The sequence below is a fragment of the Acidimicrobiales bacterium genome, from assembly GCA_040219085.1.
Lineage (GTDB): Bacteria > Actinomycetota > Acidimicrobiia > Acidimicrobiales > JAVJTC01 > JAVJTC01.
Map to the genome: position 1 here is coordinate 71,652 of JAVJTC010000020.1, position 20,032 is coordinate 91,683.

Annotated in this window: 19 protein-coding genes and 2 pseudogenes; 11 read left to right on the forward strand and 10 right to left on the reverse strand. The window is 69.7% G+C overall.

From position 1 onward, the window contains the following. The first annotated feature begins 26 nt into the window (after positions 1–26). A complete protein-coding gene (locus RIE08_07800) occupies positions 27–1,574 on the forward strand; it encodes a hydantoinase B/oxoprolinase family protein (GenBank protein ID MEQ8717503.1) in 1,548 nt (515 codons plus the stop codon). A gap of 17 nt (positions 1,575–1,591) precedes the next feature. On the opposite strand, the gene RIE08_07805 is transcribed toward RIE08_07800, so the two are convergent. Continuing rightward, positions 1,592–1,876, reverse strand: a complete 285-nt coding sequence (locus RIE08_07805; GenBank protein ID MEQ8717504.1) for a DUF427 domain-containing protein — start codon at positions 1,874–1,876, stop codon at positions 1,592–1,594. A gap of 140 nt (positions 1,877–2,016) precedes the next feature. Here RIE08_07805 and RIE08_07810 point away from each other — a divergent pair, with 140 nt between their 5' ends. Continuing rightward, on the forward strand, positions 2,017–3,528 hold the full coding sequence (locus tag RIE08_07810; protein ID MEQ8717505.1) for an alkaline phosphatase family protein: 1,512 nt from the start codon (positions 2,017–2,019) through the stop codon (positions 3,526–3,528). A gap of 1 nt (position 3,529) precedes the next feature. Here RIE08_07810 and RIE08_07815 read toward each other — a convergent pair whose 3' ends face one another. Beyond that, positions 3,530–4,684 (reverse strand): glycosyltransferase family 4 protein, encoded by a 1,155-nt coding sequence (locus tag RIE08_07815; protein ID MEQ8717506.1) that lies wholly within the window; start codon positions 4,682–4,684, stop codon positions 3,530–3,532. A 113-nt stretch (positions 4,685–4,797) separates the two neighbouring features. Here RIE08_07815 and RIE08_07820 point away from each other — a divergent pair, with 113 nt between their 5' ends. The 4 genes and pseudogenes from RIE08_07820 (at position 4,798) to RIE08_07835 (ending at position 7,476) form a co-directional block, all read left to right on the forward strand. Then, entirely contained in the window at positions 4,798–5,544 is a 747-nt protein-coding gene (locus tag RIE08_07820; protein MEQ8717507.1) for a putative nucleotide-diphospho-sugar transferase, read from the forward strand. Positions 5,545–5,767: 223 nt separating this feature from the next. Continuing rightward, positions 5,768–6,757 (forward strand): annotated as a pseudogene (locus tag RIE08_07825) (DEAD/DEAH box helicase). A 285-nt stretch (positions 6,758–7,042) separates the two neighbouring features. Further along, positions 7,043–7,231, forward strand: a pseudogene (locus RIE08_07830) (cold shock domain-containing protein). Continuing rightward, positions 7,231–7,476: a hypothetical protein gene (locus RIE08_07835; protein MEQ8717508.1), complete on the forward strand. Its 246-nt coding sequence runs from the start codon at positions 7,231–7,233 to the stop codon at positions 7,474–7,476. Before RIE08_07830 ends, RIE08_07835 begins: the two are co-directional and overlap by 1 nt. A gap of 6 nt (positions 7,477–7,482) precedes the next feature. Here RIE08_07835 and RIE08_07840 read toward each other — a convergent pair whose 3' ends face one another. Genes RIE08_07840 through RIE08_07850 form a run of 3 tightly spaced genes read right to left on the reverse strand, consistent with a single transcriptional unit; the run spans position 7,483 to position 9,724 of the window. Beyond that, a complete protein-coding gene (locus RIE08_07840; GenBank protein MEQ8717509.1) occupies positions 7,483–8,316 on the reverse strand; it encodes a sulfotransferase domain-containing protein in 834 nt (277 codons plus the stop codon). Between the two features lie 38 nt (positions 8,317–8,354). After that, positions 8,355–8,822, reverse strand: coding sequence for an SRPBCC family protein (locus RIE08_07845; GenBank protein ID MEQ8717510.1), 468 nt, complete (start codon positions 8,820–8,822; stop codon positions 8,355–8,357). A gap of 2 nt (positions 8,823–8,824) precedes the next feature. Then, positions 8,825–9,724, reverse strand: a complete 900-nt coding sequence (locus tag RIE08_07850) for a TIGR01777 family oxidoreductase (GenBank protein MEQ8717511.1) — start codon at positions 9,722–9,724, stop codon at positions 8,825–8,827. 116 nt (positions 9,725–9,840) lie between these two features. Here RIE08_07850 and RIE08_07855 point away from each other — a divergent pair, with 116 nt between their 5' ends. Continuing rightward, the gene (locus RIE08_07855; GenBank protein ID MEQ8717512.1) at positions 9,841–10,089 is read left to right on the forward strand and encodes a hypothetical protein; all 249 of its coding nucleotides are present in this window, start codon (positions 9,841–9,843) and stop codon (positions 10,087–10,089) included. A 46-nt stretch (positions 10,090–10,135) separates the two neighbouring features. Here RIE08_07855 and RIE08_07860 read toward each other — a convergent pair whose 3' ends face one another. Together RIE08_07860 and RIE08_07865 are read right to left on the reverse strand one after the other, a co-directional pair. After that, the gene (locus RIE08_07860) at positions 10,136–11,965 is read right to left on the reverse strand and encodes a CRTAC1 family protein (protein MEQ8717513.1); all 1,830 of its coding nucleotides are present in this window, start codon (positions 11,963–11,965) and stop codon (positions 10,136–10,138) included. Beyond that, positions 11,962–13,434 carry a hypothetical protein gene (locus tag RIE08_07865; protein ID MEQ8717514.1) on the reverse strand — a complete coding sequence of 491 codons (1,473 nt, stop codon included), beginning with the start codon at positions 13,432–13,434 and terminating at the stop codon, positions 11,962–11,964. Before RIE08_07865 ends, RIE08_07860 begins: the two co-directional genes overlap by 4 nt. 143 nt (positions 13,435–13,577) lie before the next feature. Between RIE08_07865 and RIE08_07870 the strand changes: the two genes are divergently transcribed. After that, complete coding sequence (locus RIE08_07870) at positions 13,578–14,351, forward strand: hypothetical protein (GenBank protein ID MEQ8717515.1); 774 nt, start codon at positions 13,578–13,580, stop codon at positions 14,349–14,351. Here the strand turns inward: RIE08_07870 and RIE08_07875 are convergent. Together RIE08_07875 and RIE08_07880 are read right to left on the reverse strand one after the other, a co-directional pair. Then, positions 14,324–15,451, reverse strand: a complete 1,128-nt coding sequence (locus RIE08_07875; protein ID MEQ8717516.1) for a glycosyltransferase family 4 protein — start codon at positions 15,449–15,451, stop codon at positions 14,324–14,326. The two genes, RIE08_07870 and RIE08_07875, sit on opposite strands and share 28 nt — an antisense overlap. Before the next feature lie 32 nt (positions 15,452–15,483). After that, positions 15,484–16,302 (reverse strand): polysaccharide deacetylase family protein, encoded by an 819-nt coding sequence (locus tag RIE08_07880; protein ID MEQ8717517.1) that lies wholly within the window; start codon positions 16,300–16,302, stop codon positions 15,484–15,486. A 112-nt stretch (positions 16,303–16,414) separates the two neighbouring features. On the opposite strand from RIE08_07880, the gene RIE08_07885 reads away from it, so the two are divergent. Genes RIE08_07885 through RIE08_07895 form a run of 3 tightly spaced genes read left to right on the forward strand, consistent with a single transcriptional unit; the run spans position 16,415 to position 19,484 of the window. After that, positions 16,415–17,386: a GNAT family N-acetyltransferase gene (locus tag RIE08_07885; GenBank protein ID MEQ8717518.1), complete on the forward strand. Its 972-nt coding sequence runs from the start codon at positions 16,415–16,417 to the stop codon at positions 17,384–17,386. After that, on the forward strand, positions 17,386–18,507 hold the full coding sequence (locus RIE08_07890; GenBank protein ID MEQ8717519.1) for a glycosyltransferase: 1,122 nt from the start codon (positions 17,386–17,388) through the stop codon (positions 18,505–18,507). The genes RIE08_07885 and RIE08_07890 overlap by 1 nt, the downstream gene beginning before the upstream one ends. Next, the gene (locus RIE08_07895; protein MEQ8717520.1) at positions 18,504–19,484 is read left to right on the forward strand and encodes a hypothetical protein; all 981 of its coding nucleotides are present in this window, start codon (positions 18,504–18,506) and stop codon (positions 19,482–19,484) included. The genes RIE08_07890 and RIE08_07895 overlap by 4 nt, the downstream gene beginning before the upstream one ends. On the opposite strand, the gene RIE08_07900 is transcribed toward RIE08_07895, so the two are convergent. After that, positions 19,470–20,030 carry a hypothetical protein gene (locus RIE08_07900; protein MEQ8717521.1) on the reverse strand — a complete coding sequence of 187 codons (561 nt, stop codon included), beginning with the start codon at positions 20,028–20,030 and terminating at the stop codon, positions 19,470–19,472. The genes RIE08_07895 and RIE08_07900 overlap by 15 nt on opposite strands. Positions 20,031–20,032 lie beyond the last annotated feature (2 nt).

Consider the following 20,032-nt stretch of genomic DNA (forward strand, 5'->3'; position numbering starts at 1 on the left):
AGCCGAGCCCGCTCTAAGGTTCGGACATGGCCGACAGCGGTGACAGCATCGACGCGGCGGGTCTGCAGGTCCTGATCTCGCGCCTGACCGGGGTGGCCGAGGAGATGAGTGCCGTGCTGCGTCGGGCGGCGTTCAGCCCCAACATCAAGGAACGCGCCGACTGTTCCGCCGCGCTGTTCACCGCCGACGGCGAGTTGCTCGCGCAGGCCGAGAACATCCCCGTCCACCTCGGGTCGATGCCGGCTTCGGTAGCGGCGGTGATCGCCGCCTTCGGTGGCGCCTTCACCCCGGGCGACCAGATCGCCGTCAACGATCCCTTCGCCGGGGGGACCCACCTCAACGACCTGACCCTCGTGGCGCCGTGTTTCGTCGCCGGGGACCTCGTCGGTTTCGCCGCGAACCGCGCCCACCACGCCGACCTCGGCGGTGGTGCGCCGGGATCCATCCCCGCTGACGCCACCGAGATCTTCCACGAGGGACTCCGTATCCCGCCGGTTCGCCTCGACGACGGCATCGTCGCCGTGCTGTGTGCGAACTCGCGCACGCCGGATGAGCGCAGGGGCGACCTCGACGCCCAGCGCGGTGCCAATGTGGTGGGAGTGTCCCGGCTGGCTGAACTGGCCGCCGAACCTCTCGGCGAGGTGGTCGCATACGGCGAGCGCAGGATGCGGACCGCCATCGCAGGCCTCCCCGACGGTCGGTGGTCCTTCACCGATGTGGTCGACTCCTGCGGGCCCGAGCCGCATCAGCAGGCGCCCTCGGAGATCACCGTGTCGGTCACGGTCGCCGGCCCCGAGATCGTGTTCGACTTCGAGGGCTCCGCATCGCAGCGACGTGGCAATGTCAACGCCGTGCGGGCGGTGACTGTGTCCGCCGTCGAGTTCGCACTCCGTTCGGCGACGGACCCGACGATCCCCGCCAACGGTGGCGCATCACGGGCGGTCACGGTGCGGGCCCCGCGCCGGTCGATCGTGGCGGCCGAGGCGCCTGCGGCGGTCGGTGCCGGCAACGTCGAGGTCTCCCAGCGGGTGGCCGACGTCTGTTTCGGGGCGCTCGCGCAGATCGTCCCGGACCGGGTCGGGGCGGCGTCGCAGGGGACGATGAACAACGTCCTCGTCGGCGGCGAAGGATGGGTCTACTACGAGACGGTCGGCGGCGGGCAGGGGGCGCGTCCCGGGCGTGACGGCATGAGTGGCGTGCACACCGCGATGACGAACACCCGCAACACGCCGATCGAGGCCCTGGAGCGGTCTTATCCGATGCGGGTGAGGCGTCTCCGGCTGGCGCACGGTTCGGGCGGGGCGGGAGAGTGGCGCGGCGGTGACGGCATCGAACGGGACCTGGAGGTCCTCGTCGACGCGACCCTTTCGCTGATCACCGAGAGACGTGTCTCTCAGCCGTGGGGTCTCGCGGGCGGCGAGCCGGGTGCGGTGGGGGAGAACTGGCTGCTACCGGGCGGCGACGAGGTTCGCGCGGAGCGCCTGCCCGACAAGTGCACGATCGAGCTGGAGGCCGGCGACATCCTCCGGATGCTGACGCCCGGCGGCGGCGGATGGGGTGAACCGGCGCTGTAGACGGGTCCGGGAGGTTCTCAGGCCTCGACGGTGACCTTGGGGTAGAAGGCCACGTGGTCGCGGATCTCTTCGGCCGCTTCGCTGGGATCCGGGTAGTACCAGGCCACGCCCTCGGCCCGCTCGCCGTCCACCTCGACGTCGTAGTACGACGCCGTCCCCTTCCAGTGGCACACCGTGGTGCGGTCTATCCCGGTGAAGTGCTCGGAGCGGATGGAGCCGGGCGGGAAGTAGACGTTTCCCTCCACCAGCTTCGTGTCGTCGGACTCCGCGATCACGGTTCCGTTGAAGACTGCACGTGCCATGGGGTCCCTCTCGGCTGGTTCGTCCCGGTCGACTGTGCCAACCCGTCGGCCCGGGGCGCCATTCCCACGACACGGTGACGGCGCCGGAGCCCGGGGCCCCTAGATTCGGGGGGCGCACCCACTCACCGGAGGCCGGACCATTGAGACAGCGACTCCTCGTGATCGCCTTGGACGCGGCCGAGGCCGACGTGCTCGAGGAGGGAATCGACACGGGTCGGTTCCCCAATCTGGCGGGTATCGCCCGACAGGGGTCCTCGGCGCGCCTCACGAACTCCATGGAGTTCCTCCCGGGGACGATCTGGCCCGAGCTCCACACCGGTCGCTCGGGCTGGCGTGACGGCCACTTCTGCCATGTCGCCCAACTGCACGCCGGCGAGACCCGTCCGCGGCCCACCCGCGTCGACGAGATCGACATCGGCGGCGCATGGTTCAACGTGGCCGCACAGGCCGGAAGGCGCGTTGTCGTCGTCGACCCGCCCCAGATGCTCGGTGACGTCGGCCCCCGGGGAGTATCGGTCGACCAGTGGCAGATGCACGACCACAACTGGGACATGCGGGTGGAGCCGCCCGAGCTCGCCCCGCTCTTCGAGGCGGCGGCCCGCGAGACCCCTTACCCGGTGTGCGACAGCCACCACGGCGACACGATCGAGGGCTACCGGTCGCTGCTCGCCGACCTGAAGGCGACGGTTGCGGCCAAGCGGGACATCACCGTCCAGCTCCTGGAACGCCCGTGGGACGTCGCATTCGTCACCTTCACCGAGTCGCACTGCGCAGGCCACCAGTTCTGGCACTTCCGGGACCCCGGGTCGCCGTTCCACGACCCGGACGCACCCGGCGATCTCCGTGACGCGGTGGAGACCATCTACACGGAGCTCGATGCAGCCATCGGTGCGCTGGTCGCCGCCGCCGGAGACGACGCGCTGGTCGTGGTGGTGACGAGCCACGGCATGCAGTGGGAGGTGGGCGGCCAGGCGGCGCTCACGGTGGCGCTGACGCGGCTGGGCTATGGATCCGACGACATTCCCCTGGCCGAAGTCCGCCGGCGGATCCCGGCCCCCGTGCGGCGGCTCGCTCGGCGCGTCGTGCCCCGGCGTGTGGTGGATGCCCTCGGTGCCGACGCTCGTCACTTCGAGCGGGGCGGTTCCACCCGTGCGGTGACGGTGCCGAACAACCGCGGCGGCGCGGTCCGCCTGCGGGTGCGTGGGCGCGACCCGGGCGGTGTCATCGACCCCGACGAGGTGGCCGAGGTGCTCACGTCACTGCGCTCAGAGCTGGCCCAGCTCCGTACCGTCGCGACCGGCGAGCCCGTGATCGCCTCCATGACGACACCAGGCGAGGCGTTCGGTCCCGATGCGCACGCCGACCTGCCGGACCTGCTCATCGACTTCCGCAGGGACGTCGGAGCGTTGGACCGGGTGCAGTCACCGGCCACGGGGGTCATCGAGGTCCCGTTGCGGTGGCCGTGGCTTCCCCGCACCGGCGATCACACCGACCACACCCGCGTGTGGCTGCAGGGCCCCGGTTGCGAGGAAGTGGACATGCAGGGCGCGTCGGCGATCGACCTGGCGCCGACCCTTCTCACCGCATGTGGCGTGGAGGTCCCGTCGGACATGGACGGGGTCAGCCGCCTGGTGGTCGGCCGCGAGACCTGAGTCAGCGGGCGCGACCCCGGTCGAGTGCCTCGGTGAGGCCGGCTGCGAACACCTCGAAGGTGTGGTGGCGCCGGATGTGGTCCGGGCCCCGCCCCGCAGCTGCGACCGCGAGTGCATCGAGCCTGCCGACGGCGCCCTCGAGTGCCGCGCGGAGCGCGGCCGGGGTGAAGGGGTCGACGACGACACATCCGTAGCCATCGGGAAGTTGCGCCAGGCCGGCGGGTGTCGTCACCACCGGTACGCCGTACGCAGCGGCCTTGAGCAGGGTGCCCCGGGCCCGGCCGGACCCCGCGAACTCTGCGGGCAGGGGAGCGAGCACGAGATCGGCGCGGTGGTGGGCGGCACCCATCTCGGGCTCGCTCACCGGGCGGTCGTCCACGACGACCGCATGTGGGCCGACGCTTACGGGAAGGTCGAGGCCCGGCGACTGTGCGCCGGTCACCTCGACCGTCGTCGGGGTGGAGAACCCCACGAGGGCGGCCAGGAGTTCGTCGAGGCCCTTGTCGGGCCTTATGTGTCCGGGCACGAGGATCCTCAGCCGTCCATCTCCCGGCGACCCGTCGGTCGGGGGCGCGGCGGTCAGCGCATCGGACACGACCGGGTAGCCGATCACCACGGTCCGGGTTCCGGGGCACAGCGTCTCCACCGCCTCGGCGATCGGATCGCGCAGACAGATGACGACCTCGGCCTTGTCGAGGGTCTTGGTGAACGCCCGGAGCCGGGCGCGATGGATGGCAGGTCGGAGAAGGCGGTCCCGACCGAACGTCGCCGAGAGCTGCTCCCTGCTGTGAAGCACTGCGACGAACCGATCGGCTGAGCCGAACATGCTGTGCATCCACACACGGTCGTCGACCTCGAGGTCGACGAACGCGTCGGCGCCGAGGTCCGCCGCAGCGTCGAGCGCGGCGCGTAGCGACCGACGGGCGGCAGGTAGTTGCGAGATGAACGAGCGACCGGGTTCACCGCTGCGGGCCGGCGGGAGGTCCACCCGGACGGGTCGGTCGTCGGGTTCGCGGCCCGAACCGCGGGGACGGAAGACGACGACGTCGTGGCCGAGATCGCACAACGCAGTTGCGAGTGGTTCGGCCAGCCACCGGCGGTGGCCGCCGTCGGGCAGGCCGTCGTAGAGGGCGACCGTGAGGTGGCGTGGGGTCATCGTGTCGTCGGTTCTCGCCGCGATCGGTGGCCGCCGGGTCGGAAAGCGACGCCTTATCCTAGGGGCCCGGATCCGCCCCGCGGCTCCCGACGCTCCCCCGGAAGGACCGACCTGTGCGCGTCGTCGCGTGTTCCAGTCCGTCGCACGATGTGTTGACCGAGAAGTGGTTCCTGCCGACTCTGGGGCCCGGGTTCGAACCCGATGTCTTCCCGATCGCCCAGCACTGCCCGTCGGCGGAGTTCGAGGCCGACGGTTGGCACGAGCAGATGAACGCGAAGATCCAGACGGTCCTCTCGGCGTTCGAGGCCGACGACGAAGTCGTCGTCTTCAGTGACGTCGACGTGCGTTTCTTCGAGGGCTTCACGCCCGCGGTCGCCCGGACCCTGCTGGGCCGTGACGACATCGTCTTCCAACAGGGCGGGGTCGACGGCTCCGTCTGCGCCGGGTTCTTCATCTTCCGGGTCAGCGACCGCTTCGGCGGGCTCCTGCGCCGATGGAGTGACGAGTTCGCATCCGGTGCCCACGTCGGCGACGAGTCGGCGCTCAACGCCGCACTCGAGGTCCGCCGCAGTTATCTCGGCAGCCGCAGCCTCCGGCTTGGTGACCGCGTCGCGCGTGGAACCTTCCGGGCGATCACCACGGTCGCTCCCCGTCGTTCGCACTCGATCCACGGGGTCCGGTGGCGGGCGCTGCCCCGCACGGTGTGGAACCCGGGTCTGTCCCATCCCGGCGTGTGGACACAGGGATCCCGCCTCGACGTCCCTCAGGGAATCCTCGTCCATCACGCCAACCACTGCGTCGGCGTCGACGACAAGCTCGCCCAACTCGCAGCGGTGGACGCCATCGTCGCAGTCCGCTGACGACGCACCGTGGGCGCTGCGTCGCATCCCGGGTGCGGGGCTGTAGCCTCGAACCAAGTCGGAGAGGTCGCAATGTGATCCCTCCGAGCGCATCCTGATCCGCCGCCCGAAGGCTGGGCGTCGGAGATCTCTCGGTCTTCTCCGCCCACGGGCGTGCTGCTCGAGCGAGTGCGTCTCGAGCCCCCCGCATCAGCCCGCATCCGCGCGGGCCAGGAGAAATACCGTGACAACGACCTTCGAATCACTCGGAACGCCGCGCGCTATCTGCGACGTACTCGCAGAACGTGGCATCACCGAGCCGTTCCCCATACAGGCGGCCGCTGTGGCCGACGGCCTCGCCGGCCGCGACATCTGCGGCCGTGCGCCGACCGGTTCGGGCAAGACGCTCGCCTTCGGTATCCCGCTCGTCGCCAACCTGCCGTCTGCGAAGCCCAAGCGCCCGCGGGCACTCGTGCTCGCCCCCACCCGTGAACTCGCCGGTCAGATCGCCGACGAGTTGAAGCCCCTCGCCCGCTCGATGGGCAGCAGCATTCTGACCGTCTTCGGCGGAGTCGGCTACGGGCCCCAGCGCAAGGGCCTGTCCCGTGGCGTCGAGATCCTCGTCGCGTGCCCGGGACGCCTCGCCGACCTCATCGGTGAGGGTGCCGTCAGCCTCGGCGACGTCGAACGCGTGGTTCTCGACGAAGCGGACCGGATGGCCGACATGGGCTTCCTGCCTGCGGTCGAGAAGCTGCTCGACCAGACGAGCCGCAAGCGCCAGACCATGCTCTTCTCCGCGACGCTCGACGGCGCCGTCGACCGTCTCGTCCGCAACTACCAGACCAACCCGGTCCGGCACGACGTCACCACCCCGGGCGACGAGCCGGACCTGTGCCACACCCTGGTCGAGATCGGTCGGACCGAGCGTGCGAAGGTCGCCGCTGACGTCATCAAGCGTCACGGGTCGACCATCGTGTTCTGTCGGACTCGGCGCGGCGCCGACCGCGTCGCCCGCCAGATCGAGAAGTTCGGCGTCGTGACCGCCCCGATCCACGGCGGTCGCAACCAGAACCAGCGCCAGAGGGCACTCGAGGCCTTCATGTCCGGGCGGGTCACCGCTCTGATCGCAACCGACGTGGCTGCACGCGGTATCCACGTGGACAACGTGGCGTGTGTCGTGCATTACGACCCGCCCGCCGACGCGGAGACCTATGTGCACCGTTCGGGCCGCAGCGGCCGAGCGGGTGCCGAGGGTCAGGTCATCTCCCTGCTGGAATCCTCACAGATGCGTGACGCCCGCAAGATGTTGCGTTCGCTCGACATCGAGGACGCTCCTGAACAGAGTGGCGGAGCCACGAAGCCCGCGGCCAAGGCCCGACCCGAGACACGGTCCGAGCCGACGTCGAAGGCATCGACGCAGCGTGACAACGGCCGGTCGCGGGAGCCCGCGAACGGCCGGCGCCGTCCCGAACGTGAGAAGGTCGCCGTCGCCGCGGCCGGTAGCGGCGACACCCATTCGGGTGAGGTCAAGTTCTTCGACCGTCGACGCGGCTTCGGGTTCATCGCCCACGCCGAGCGCGGTGACGTGTTCGTGCACCACAGCGCACTGCCCGGTGCGGGCAAGTCGCTGAAGGGCGGCGAAGCGGTCTCCTTCGAGATTGCTCCCGGACGCAGGGGCGACGAAGCGAGAAAGGTCGTGGTCCACTGATGGCACGCGGTAGAGAGACCTTCGAGAAGCGACTCCGAGAGAAGAAGCGCCAGGAGAAGGCCGCCGCCAAGGCGGCTCGCAAGGAAGAACGCAAGGACATCGACGACACCGTCGAGGACGAGCAGGCGCTGCTCGAGCGGTTCCGCAAGCTCAGCGAGAGTTATGCGGCCGAAGAGATCGACGAGGAGTCCTTCGAGGAACGCAAAGCCGAGATCTTCGAGAAGCTCGGCATCGAAGCGGGCTGACCAGCCTCAGGGCCAGCTGATTCCGACGAGTTGCCGGAGGCGGCGGTTCGAGTCGGCGAAGTGCGTGTCCAGGCCGGCTTTCAGGGCCGGATCCATCTCCTCATAGGTGCCTTCGTGGCGCGGCGCGAACGACATCGAGGCCGGCGCAGGTCCGAGGCCGAGGTGTTCGAGGACCGTGGCGAACGTCTCCGCCGGGTGGTCTCGGAGATCCTCGCTCCGTAGAACGAGGATCTGGTCGCGGGGAAAGTGGGCGAACCAGGCCTCGAGGTGGTCCGCGTACATGCCCTTGTGCAGGTAGGCCCACTTCGCCCACCTCGGTTGCACCGTGTCGTCGCCGGCACGAACCTGCTCCATGACCGCTGCCAGTCGGCCGGGTTCGGCCGCGACAGCTTCAGCGAAGGTCTCGAGCGGTTCGTGGCCGTGGCGCCGGGCGTGGTGGAAGTGCGAGTGGGCCCGGCTGACGGGCTCACGCAGCAGGACCACCATCGGCACGTCGGGCAGAGCCGCGCGTACCCGCGCGGGCCCGAGCGGGTGGGAGAAGAACGGCGTCGCCTCGCCGCTGATGCGTCGGCGGGGCCATTGCATGTAGAGCCTGTGGGGGAACTCGCGCCGATAGTCGCCGAAGCTTTCGTAGCGGTGGGGTGCACCGAAGTAGTTGAGTTCCTTGACGCGCGGAGCGACGACACCGGGATGGGACTTCAGGTAGTGGAACAGCGCGCTCGTTCCCGCCTTCATCGCTCCCAGGACCAGGAACGACGGGAGTACGTGCCACTCGGGACGCCCCACGCGAATGAGACGTCCCCGGACGCGATGCGCCCGCTTCTTGGCGGTCGAGGCCACCTGCCGCCCGGAACCGGATGTCGCCACGTCTGTCGAGCTCAGGTGGTCACCGCGGCGTCGAGGCGCTCGAGGGTCTTCTCGATGTTCGTCGCGTGCCTCTTGGGGTAACCCATCAGCTCGAGGGCGCTCGGGATGGCTGCGGTCGAGTAGTCGAACGTCTCGGTCACCTTCGTGTGGTCGTCATCGACCGGCTCGAGTTCGTAGCGCCAGCGGTGCTTTCCCAAGTGGCCCCAGGCGATCAGGCGATTGGGCTCGTATTCGAGGACGGTGCTCTTGATCCCGTAAGGGAAGGGCCCCATGCGCATCTTCATCCCGAATCTCGAGCCCATCTCGAGGCGCGGGGGACCCGAGACCGCGGACTTCTGCACCGTTCCGCTGCCGTCGATCTCGCTGTGCCGTGCCGGGTCCGTGAGCAGGTCGAAGATAGTCTCGGCGGGCGCAGCGATGACCCGACTCGCCCAGACCTTGCGACCTTCGTGGACGGCAGGTGTGAAATCGTCGGTCATGGTCAGTCCTTTCCGAGCACGGCGCGTAGCGCCGGCTCGATGTCGCGGTGGTGGAAGTCGTACCCGGCGGCCTGCAGGACGGTAGGGAGGATCTTCGCACTGTTGATGAGGTTCTCCACCGCCTCGGAACCGAGGAGGAGCTTGGGGCCGATCATGGGGACCGGGAGGACCGTCGGTCGGTGCAGGACCCGCCCGATGGTGTCGGTGAATTCGCCGTTGCGGACGGGGTTCGGGGCGGTCAGATTCACGGGACCGGCCACGTCGGCGGTGAGCAGGAACATGATGGCGTCGACCTCGTCGTCGATCGAGATCCAACTGAGCCAGCGGTCCGCCGATCCCATCCGGCCGCCGAGGCCGAGCTTGAACAGCGGCAACTGGCGGCCGAGGAACGGGCCGTCGGGGTCCAGCACGATTCCGGTGCGGAGGTTGACGGTGCGGACGCCGGCTTCCACGGCGGGCGCCGCGGCCTTCTCCCAGTTGATGCAGATCTCCGCGTTGAAGTCATCGCCGGGGGTCGAGGACTCCGTGAGTTCCTCCTCGCCGCGGTCGCCGTAGAACCCGATCGCCGATCCGCTGAGGAAGACACCCGGACCGTTGTCGAGGCCTGCGAGCGTGTCGGCGAGCAGCTTGGTGGAGTCGACCCGGCTCGAGTAGAGGACCTTCTTGCGTGCGTCGCTCCACCGCTTGTCGCCGATCCCCGCGCCGGCCAGGTGGACGACCGCGTCGAGTCCTTCGAAGGATGGCGCGTCGATCTCGCCCGCCGAGGGCTTCCAGTAGATCTCGTCAGCTCCGTGCTCGGGTCGGCGCCGAACGACGCGAACCGCGCGGTGGCCTTCTGCGGTGAGTCGGGCGACGAGCTTGGTTCCGATGAGTCCCGAGGAGCCGGTTACGGCGACATCCATGTGTGACCTTCCCTTGTCGACTGTCTATCGTCGCACGTCACTCGTGACGCGCCGTGCCTCTCTCCACCATGCACTTCGCCGCTGTCGGTTAGCGTGGATGCGAACGGGAGGGTGACATGGCCAACGAGAATCAGGGACAGGGCTTCGACGACTCGGGGCGGAGCATCAACGTAGGCCTCATCGTGGGCCTGCTCGGCGTGGTGGCATTTCTCCTGTTCATCTTCCAGAACACCGAGGACACCGACGTCGAATGGCTGATGTTCGACGTCTCGATGCCGAAGTACCTGCTGCTGTTGATCACGTCGGGGATCACGTTGGCCGTCTCGGTGATCGGCGTCTGGGTAGTCGGTCGACGGAGGCGCTGACGGCGCCCGAACGCCTTCGCTACGGGGCGGTGTCGCGAGTCCTTCTCTACGGACTGCAACCCGCGGGTAGCCGGATGTGGCGGTCCACGGCCACCCCCGAGAGGGTGACCGCTGGCTCGCCAGGTGCGGCGACGATGACGTCTACCTCGACGCGCCCGCCGACGCCGACGTGCACGGTGGCCTCGTGGCCGGCGGAATAGCCCGCCGACGCGCTGATCTCCCGCTGTGCGACGAGAGCTTCGGGGTGACCTGCGTGCCCGGGCTCGTACACCGATACGAGCGTGCCCGGTCCACCGCCGAGAGAGGCATCGACGGATACCTCGATCCAGTGGCCCGTCCGGGACCGGTTCATGGCCAGAACCGAACCCAGCGCGGGTTCCCACTCGACGAGGAGGAGGTCGAGACGTCCGTCGCGGTCGACGTCCGCGACGGGCGCGCTGACCCAGTACTGGTCCGAGCCGAGGCCGGTCGGAGCTGAGAAGGTCGGCATTCCTTCCGGGTCGATACCGAGATGTCGGAACACGGCGGCCCGTGTTCCACCCTCGGCGGACGCAGATGTCACGATGTCGGGCCAGCCGTCGTTGTCGAGGTCGGCGAACTCCACGTGGGGCGCCTTCGTGGGGAGGCCGACGAGCCCGGCCGCCCGCGTGACGTCGACGAAGGTGGGTGCATCGCCGGCGGCGACCGTCGTGTTGAGGTAGAGCCGGACGGGCTCGGTCCGGTCGTCGTCGACGGTGGAGTTGAAGTGCTGGCCGACGATCAGGTCCGGCCGACCGTCGCGGTTGACGTCGGCTGCGTCGACGCCCGCGACGTCGTCCTCGTTTCCGGGTAGGTCCCAGACGAACACCGACGAGTCGGCTTCGGTGAAACCACGCTCACCGCCGACGAAGAGCCGGTTGGAGCCGCCGACGAAGACATCGGCCATGCCGTCGGCGTTCAGATCCACGGTGACGACTCCGAGTCCGTGAACGTCGAGCGGCAACCCGAGTTCCCCGGTCGCATCGGAGAACCGCAGGTCGCCACGGTTGAGGTACAGCCGGGAGGATCCTCCCGCCCAACGGTCCTCGAGCACGAAGAGGTCGGGAAGGCCGTCCCGGTCGGCGTCGAGCACGCCGATCGACCGTCCGCCGAGGGTCGGGTCGATCCCGTCCCCTTCGACGGGGTCGAGTCGGCCGCCGTCGTTCTCGTAGACGGAGCTCGGGAGTCGTTGCCGCTCATTCGTCCGGGGATTGCGGGCGAGGACGAGATCGAGATCGCCGTCGAGGTCGAGGTCGGCGAACACGGCCCCGCTCGTCCGGCCCAGCGCTCCGTCGAGGTCGGTCGTGGCGGCGAACTCGGCGCCGTCGCCCAGCAGGAGCCGGTCGGGCGCCGGGCCGTCGGCACCGCGTAGCGCGTAGTTCTCCACAGGTCGGTCGGCGAACGTGCCCACGACGAGGTCGACGAGACCGTCGTCGTCGACGTCGCCGAAGGCCGCCGCGTGCGCATGCATGCCCCGCAGCGGCTCATCCAGACCGAACCCGGTGGTCTCGTCGACGAAACTCAACGGTCCTGCGGCCCCATCGGTCGGTGCGGCCCAGCACACGAGGGCTCGATGGTCCCCTCCGTCGATCGCAGGTGGGTGATCTGCCTCGGTCGTGGCTGTAGGGGTTGGCGGATCCGTGTCGTCGGGGGTCGGTGCGGCCGGTGGCTGATCCGCCCCGGTGGAGGAGTCTCCGGCCGGCGCGGACGGGTTCGGCTCCGGGGTGAGGTCGTGCTGCCCGGCGGTGGGTGTGGCCGCCGCCGCAGGGCCCGCTGCCGGTTCGCCGGAGGACCCGCTTCCACATGCGGCCGCCAGCAGACAGAACCCGAGAAGCGTGGCCACCGGCGTCCGCTTCACGGGAGCTCGACGATCACGAGCACGACCTCGCCGAAGCTCTCCTCGCCCGCCTCGCCGGCGTTGAAGCCGATGTAGACGAGTCTCCGGTCAGCGTCGACTGTCAGGTTGTAGGTACCGCCCAGGCGCAGGCCGAGCTGTCGTTCGGCGAGGTCGTTCAGCTCGACGATCACGGACTCGCGACCGGTCTCGGGGTCCAGCTCCAGCAGCGGGGTCCCCTGCTCCCAGGCGCCACCGTGTGCGTCGGGGACGTAGAGGACGGTGTCGCCGTCGGGAGAGACCGCCATGGACGTCGTGTATCCGGCCGCGTCGTCGAGGACCTCCATGCGACCACCGCTGTCGATCGTGAAGAACACCTCGGGGTTGCGGGTGACGCCGACGAGCGTGCCCTTTGTGTCCGGTCCGACCACGGCTCGCAGGAAACGACCCGGCATCTCGTCGGTGAGACGGGTCATCTCGCCGGTGGACGGATCGAGCACGGCGAGGCGGCCGTCGCCGACTGTCCACAAGACCCGGCCCATGTCGTCGACTGCGAGGCTACGGAAGCCGTCGTGGCCGGGTTCGGTGATGCTGCGGACGACCTCGCCGGTCGCGGTGTCGAACACCAGGAGCGTCCCGGTGTCGGTCTCGGGCTCCACGGCCTCCATGAAGAGATACCGGCCGTCTGAGGTTGCCGCCATCGAGGGGATGCCCCGTTGTTCGGCCGGGACGCCGAGGTCCCGGATCGTGGCGGCCCGAGGGTCGAGCCGGAACAGGTGGTCTCCCGAATACCCGTCGCCGTAGTCGAGGTTGCGCCGGGTGCCCCAGTACGTTGCCACGTACACGTCGTCGCACGGCCCTTCGACCATCTGAGCGTGGATCTTGCCGTACCCCCAGGCGCCCGGCTGATGGTCGACGAGGTCGATGACGTCGGCGATCATCGTCAACTGGCGGATGTCGTGCTCGTAGACGTAGATGTAGGAGTTCCCGTCGACGCCGAGGTGGTCGCCGATCGCGGACAGGTGCCGACCGTCGTCGAGCACGATGCCCTGTCCCCACTGGCTCCACGGGTTCCCCTCGTAGGACGGGTGGGGGTACACGACGGCGTGGACGGTCACCGAATCCCCGCCCCCGTCGCGCAGTGTCGTCGCGGTCGCCACGGGCCCGTCGAGCCACGGGTCGCCACCGGGATCGACGCATCTGGTGGCCTCGCCCGCAGGCGTCGCCGGTGTCGTTCGAGGGGTGTCGGTGGGTGCTTCGATGCCGGCGGCATCGTCGGGGGGAACGGTCGCGTCCGAAGGTGTGGAGCGTGGCGACGGCGGATCGGCTACGGGCGACTCCGCGTGTCGCGAGACCTCGGGTGTGGGTTCGGGTGCGGAAGCGGCGGGGGGCTGTTCCTGCACACCGGAGGTGGAGGGGGCCTCGTCGGTGGACGACGCGCAGGCTGCGGTGATCATGCAGAGCGCGGTGACTACGACCCACGTGGACTTCACCACGGCGTTCCCCGATGACTCTCGTCGTGCGTCTTGCGGTACGGGCGACTCTAGCGAGGGGCGACGGCCGGCGACTGTCGGGGACGGGCCACACACCGGTTCGGCGCGTTCTGGAGTCGTAGGCTGGACGCCGGTGCCGAACCATGTCCGACTTCCCGACAGATGAGGCCATGTTGGGCGCGTGCGCGGCAATGGCCGCCGCGCTGCTCGGCTGGGCGCACATCGGGATACGTCGCGGGCTCGGGCTGGCGTGGTTCGTGGCGATCATCACCGTCATCGGAGCCAGCCGGGACCTGCTCGACGCTCAGGCGCTGAGGAAGGCGCCGGACGGTGTGCTCGCAGCGGGGATCATCGCGTTCGGCCTGGCCGTCGTGTTCTCCGTCTCTCTCTCGTGGAGTCGGGACGTGCGAGCCCGGTCGATCGTCCTGTGGGCCGCGGGTGCCGTCGGGGTGTTCGTCTGCGTGCCCGACACGGAGGCCATCGCCCTCGTCGGATCGGGTCTGGTCGTGCTGGCTCTGGTGTCCTGGCTCAGAGCGTGGCCGCCCGTCTCGTCGGCGGCTGTGATCGCTACGGCCGCGCTGGTCCTCGCAGCAGCGATCGTGGGAGCCCGGGGCCGGCCGCCGTCGATGGCTGGTGCGCTCGGCGCAGTCGCCCTGGCGATACTCGCGCCGGTCCTCGAGACCATGGTCGGCAGGAGGCGCGGACGGCTGCACCTGGGGCCGGTTCCGGCCGCCGTGATCGTGTCGGTCACCGCCGTCGTGGCAGGTCGGGTCGCCGGCATAGGTCGGGGCACCTCCGAGGCCACGGTCCTCGCTGTGGTCATCGCCTCGGTGGGACTCGTGGCGTGGCTGCTCGCGCTCGCCGTTCCGGTGCTGCGGATGCCTGCCGATCAGGCGTCGGCGAGAAGGCGCTCGTAGGTGGCGAGTGTGATGTCGATCACGGTGGACTGGTCGAAGTCCCGACGGGCCTTGCGGGCCGCCGCCTCGCCCATCCCGGTTCGCAGGTGGCTGTCGGCGACGAGTCGCCCGATGGCGTCGGCGAGGGAGGCCGGGTCCCTCACCGGAACGAGTACGCCGGTGAGGCCGTTGTCGACCACCTGGCGGCATCCCCGGATGTCGGTCGCGACGATCGGCAGGCCAGCGGCGGCGGCCTCCATTGCTGAACGCGGCCAACCCTCGCGGTGCGAGGCGAGGACGTAGAGGTCCATCGCGGCGTACCACCGTTGAACGTCGGACCGTTCGCCGGCGAAACGCACGCCCGCTTCGGCGGCTTCGCTGCGGGTCGCGTCGTCGAGCGCGTCGGGCTTGTCGGGGTCGTCGGGTCCGATGACGACCAGGACGGCCTCGGGGTGATCGGCTCGGACAGTCCGCATGGCGGTGAAGAGTTCCGGGTAGCCCTTCTCCGCCACCAGACGCCCGACCGCACCCACGACCACCGCCTCCTCGTGTAGTCCCAACGACGCACGCACGTCGAGGCGCCACCGGGGGAAGTCCTCCGATGCGCCGAAGCGGGCGAGGTCCACGCCGTTGCCGAGGAGGGTCAGTTTGGACTCCGGGATACGAAGACGGCGCAGCACGGCGACGTCCTCGGGGTTCTGCACCAGCTCGGCGTCGCTGAACGTGGCGGCGAATCGTTCGAGTGCGTAGACGAACAGACGGCGGGGGAGGGGGTCGTCGGGTGTCGCGTACAGCCCGTGCACGGTGTTCACGACGACCGGAACGCGGGCGGTGGCGCCGGCGATACGCCCGAGAAGGCCGGGCTTGGGGTTGTGTGTGTGGACGATCGCCGGACGCAGCCGGCGGAACAGACGGTGCAACTCACCGAGCGCGAGCAGGTCGCGGTGCGGTGCCGGGGCACGGGTCGAATGGGTGAGGGGATGGTGGACGATCCCGTCGGCCTCGAGCGCATCGGTCCACGGCCCCGGCGCCGACGCGGTGTGGACCTCGTAGCCGGCGTCGGCGAACGCCCGCAGCTGGGGGCCGAGTAGGAGCTCGAGGCTCATGTCGACGGTGGTCACGTGGAGAATCCGGGGGAGGGCCTCCGGCGCCCTCACGACTCGGCGCCCGCGTACCTGCGCCGGTCCAGCAGTTCACGCAGCCGCCCCTCGAGACGCATCCCGCCGTCGAGCTTGTGGGTGAACCAGCGCATGCCGTCGCTCGTCTGGATCGGGGTGCGGCCCAGGCGGTGCCGGTCGGTCGCCCCATGTGGATTCACCCGGTTGCCGGCCAGCGCCGCTGACACGAAGCGGTCCCGGACGATGGACTCGGTCGCCGCACGGGGCGGGATCGCCTTCGGGTACGCGAAATGGTGGGGGTCGATGTCGAGGTTGTCGCGGATCAGGCCGATCGACACGTCGAGATCGGCTGCGGCGACGCGCACGGCGGTGGTCTCGAGTGCCAGGTGGGCGTGGGTGTGCGATCCGATCGTGACGAGCCCCGTCGCGACCGCTTCGGCGAGACCGCTCCAGCCGAGTGGCGTTCCGTCGCCCCAGAAGGGTTCCTCGTCGTCGATCCAGCGGGTCGCCACGTACAGCGTGGCCGGAATCGCGTGGCGTTCCAGAATGGGAACAGCGACGTCCACGAAGTCGCCGGTCCCGTCGTCGAAGGAGACGACGACGGGACTCTCGGCCGGCGGCTCCGCTGCGTCGAGAGTCGCCAGCGCGGCATCGAGCGACATGGCACGACCCGAGTCCGCCAGTGCCGCCATCTGGTCATCGAAGAGGTCGGCCGGCAGGTCCACCTGCGAGGTCGTGCCGGCACCGACGCGGTGATAGAGCAGGATGACGATGCCGCGCCGGTCGGGGCCGACGCGGTCTGCGGCGGCCGCCGCCCGCTTCACGGTCGTACGTAACGTCGTGGCGAGCTCCACGGTTCTCCCTCGGGGCGGTCACAGCGACCTCGCAACCGTACCGGCTCGGCGGGGTCGTCTCGGGACGGCGGGAAGTGACCCGCGTGGGGACGGGGTGTCTTAGGCTGCCGACGTGGAGATCCGTGCGGCACAGGACAGCGACCTCGGTGAGGTCGTGGCTGTGTGCACCGCCGCGCTCGGCTGGGACGCGAAGGACCCGAACGAGGAGTGGTTCTGGTGGAAACACCAGCGGAACCCGTTCGGAGCGTCACCGATCTGGGTGGCCGTCGAGGACGGCGCGATCGTGGCCGTGCGGGCGTTCATGCGGTGGCGCTTCGTTCGGGGCGAGCGGTCGGTGTCGGTGGTCCGGGCGGTGGACACGGCGACACTGCCGTCGCACCAGCGACGGGGGCTCTTCTCCACGCTTACGAAGCACGGCCTCGCCGAACTCGAGGCCGACGGTGTGGACTTCGTCTTCAACACGCCGAACGACCAGAGTCGCCCGGGATACCTCTCCATGGGCTGGCGGGAGGTCGGCCCGGTCCCGATCGCCGTGCGCCCGGCTGGTCTGGGTTCGCTGGGTCGGACGATGCGCTCCCGGGTGCCCGCCGCCAAGTGGTCGCTGCCTTGCGACGTCGGGGAGCCCGTGAGCGAACTCGTCACCAGTCATCCCGATGAGACGGCCGACCTGCTCGACGCTGCTGCCGGTTCCGGTGACGCCTGGCGCACCGCCCGCAGCGCGGAGTATCTCGCATGGCGCTACGGGTTCGGGCCGCTGCGCTACCGGGCGTTGACTCCGGGCACGGTCGCCGACGGCCTCGTCGTGTTCCGGCTCCGTACCCGCGGCCCGGCCACCGAGTGTGCCGTCTGTGAGGTTCTGGTTCCCGGACCCGACCCCCGCAGGGGAGCGCGACTGCTGCTCAAGCGGCTTCGCCGCGAGGTCCGGGCGGACCACCTGATCGTCTCGGCCGGGGTCGTCAGCGGGCTCGACTGGATTCCGGCGGGTCGCCTCGGCCCTGTGGTCACGGTGCGTGACGCGGCAACTTCGGCGCCGTCGTCCATCGCCGACTTCGAGCTCGCGCTCGGCGACGTGGAGCTCTTCTGATGGGAACCGACGGCGACGGGCGGATCCGGGTCCTCTGGCTGATCAAGGGACTCGGGCCCGGTGGCGCCGAGCGGCTTCTCGTTCACCACGCCCGGGCGCGTGACCGCGAGCGCTTCGCCTACGAGGTGGCCTACCTCGTCCCGGAGAAGTCCCACCTCGTGCCCGAGCTGACCCAGCTCGGACTCGCAGTGACGTGCTACGACTCGCCCCGCACCCGTGACGTGGCGTGGGTGCCGCAACTGTTCCTGCGACTACGCCGTGACCCGGTCGACGTCATCCACGTCCACTCCCCGTTGCTGGCCGCGAAGGTCAGGGTGATGGTGCGCGCCCTGCCCCGCCGGATACGCCCCGCCGTGGTCACCACCGAGCACAACGAGTGGGGCAAGCACCGCAGCGCCACCCGCTGGGCCAACCGGCTGACCATGGGGCTCGACGACCACACCGTGGCGGTGGCGTCCGGCGTGCGCGAGAGCATGCACCGCTCCCGGCGCGGCGATGTCGAGGTGCTGGTCCACGGAATCGATCTGGCCACGGTGCGCGACGCGGCCGACCGGGCGGGGGCGCGTGACGAACTCGGAATCGGTCACGACGAGCTCGTGGTGGTGACCGTGGCCAACTACCGCAGGGAGAAGGCCTACGACGTACTGATGGCGGCTGCGCGCAAGGTGATTGACGAGACAGCGGATGTCCGCTTCGTCGCCGTCGGGCAGGGCCCGTTGGCTGGGGAGATCGAGGACCGGCATCGCCGGCTCCACCTCGGCGATCGCATGATCCTCACCGGCTACCGCCCGGACGCGGTGCGCATCATGTCGGCCGGTGACATCTTCTGCCTCGCGTCGCGCCATGAGGGCCTCCCCGTGGCGCTGATGGAGGCACTCGCACTCGGGCTGCCCGTGGTGGCCACCGACGTCGGCGGTGTCGGCGAGGTGGTCCGCTCGGCGGGAGTCGGTCGCGTCGTGCACCCGGACCGTACCGACGACCTCGTCGACGCGCTGGAGATCGAGCTCGCCGACGACGAAGTCCGACGTGCCCACGCGGCTGCAGCCGTCGAGGCGGCGGAGCGGTTCTCGGTGGTCCACGCGGTGGATCGTCTCGAAGAGATCTACGCGGAGGTCGCGTGAGTCGGGCGCGGTCCAGGCCGGTCGTGGCCGCGACCCGTCTCGTGAATGGAATCCTGCGCCGGGCAGTCGAGATCGAGGCGCGTCCGGTCGACGTTCCGAGGCGCCGCCACGAGAGGTTCCTGCCGCGGTCGGTGTGGCGACGGGCGATCAAGCTTGAATACGGCGTCTACGACGAGGGCAGCGGGACCCTTCACGTCGTCCATGACTACGGCCTCTTCAGCTGCCTCTCGGTGACGCTGTGGTCACTAGCGGACCTCTTCCGTGACGGGCACGTCCCGCGTCGGCTGAATCTCGACCGGACGCTCGGAGCGTTCCGGGACCCGGGGCGGGACACCACCGGGTCGGTGTTGTTCACTACCGACGTGGACCCGGTGGGTCTCGACCGCCTGAAGGAGATGCAACCGTCGCGACTGGTCCGCTTCGACCACCACGGCGACTACGGGCAGTTCGACTTCGAGGTCCTCACCGCACTGCGCGAGACGTACCTCGCCGTGAGCCCGGCGGTCCTCGAGCGGGCAGCTGAACTCGAGCGGGAGTTCCTCGTCGCCGGGGCGCGCTACGGCGCAGTGTGCATCCGTGGAACCGACAAGGCTCGCGAGGTGATCCCGCTCGACTCGGCCCTCTACGTCGAAGCAGCCCGGTCGCTGCTCGACGAGGGCGCCGTCGACCGCATTCTCATCCAGACCGACCAGGCCCAGATCGCCCGGCTCTTCGAGCGCGAGTTCGCCGGTCGATGCGACCGCTTCACCGTGCTGCCCGTGACCGAGACCCTCCAGGGAATCCACCTTTCGACCGCAGTCGACGGCCGCCGCCTCGAGTTCGCGCGCGACATGGTGGCCGCCGTGATGGTCATCGCAGGCATGCCACGTGTCATCACCCACACGGGCAACGTCGGTGCATGGACAACCCTGTTCCGTGGGTCTGGCGAGGGTGTCATCCAGGCGACGCCCAGAGGGTTCGTTTCACTCGACGCCTGAGCCGTGGCGGTCGACGAGTATCGCCATCGATGTCGCCATCGTCGCGGCGGCAGTGGTGACCGCTTCGACGGGGATGTCGGCCGAGCGCACACGCCGCAGGCGGTTGGCCGCCAGAGCCGCGGGGAGATTCGTCGCCAGTTCGAACCGTGCCCGCTGCACGTGACGGCCGCGGTCACCTGGCTCGAAGTACACCCGTGGGTCGCTCACCGGTCGCAGCGCCTCCACCTGGGTGGGGTTGAGATGCATATGCCCTTCGTCGGCGCCGAAACAGTCGAGGCGCATCACCTCGGAGTCGTGCACGTACACGGATGCCGACGGCCCGCTACCGACGCCCGGAACGACCGACCAGAACACCGCGATCCGACAGTTCGGTGTGACCTCTATCCAGGACAGGTCCCACGCGCCGTCGGAACGGTTCTCGCGTCGCTCCCGCTGCGATCGGCGGTGGGTGAGTTCGTCGAGGACCACGCTCGGTGTCGCCGCGTGGGCGAACCAGCGGATGCGATCGCGGATCCCGTGACCGCGGAGCGGGTCGAGTAGCCCCATGC

Coding starts and splice junctions, on each gene's coding strand:
- RIE08_07800 (MEQ8717503.1), top strand. CDS start 27: ATGGCCGACAGCGGTGACAGCATCGACGCGGCGGGTCTGCAGGTCCTG.
- RIE08_07805 (MEQ8717504.1), bottom strand. CDS start 1,876: ATGGCACGTGCAGTCTTCAACGGAACCGTGATCGCGGAGTCCGACGAC.
- RIE08_07815 (MEQ8717506.1), bottom strand. CDS start 4,684: ATGACCCCACGCCACCTCACGGTCGCCCTCTACGACGGCCTGCCCGAC.
- RIE08_07835 (MEQ8717508.1), top strand. CDS start 7,231: ATGGCACGCGGTAGAGAGACCTTCGAGAAGCGACTCCGAGAGAAGAAG.
- RIE08_07845 (MEQ8717510.1), bottom strand. CDS start 8,822: ATGACCGACGATTTCACACCTGCCGTCCACGAAGGTCGCAAGGTCTGG.
- RIE08_07850 (MEQ8717511.1), bottom strand. CDS start 9,724: ATGGATGTCGCCGTAACCGGCTCCTCGGGACTCATCGGAACCAAGCTC.
- RIE08_07855 (MEQ8717512.1), top strand. CDS start 9,841: ATGGCCAACGAGAATCAGGGACAGGGCTTCGACGACTCGGGGCGGAGC.
- RIE08_07870 (MEQ8717515.1), top strand. CDS start 13,578: ATGTCCGACTTCCCGACAGATGAGGCCATGTTGGGCGCGTGCGCGGCA.
- RIE08_07890 (MEQ8717519.1), top strand. CDS start 17,386: ATGGGAACCGACGGCGACGGGCGGATCCGGGTCCTCTGGCTGATCAAG.
- RIE08_07900 (MEQ8717521.1), bottom strand. CDS start 20,030: ATGGGGCTACTCGACCCGCTCCGCGGTCACGGGATCCGCGATCGCATC.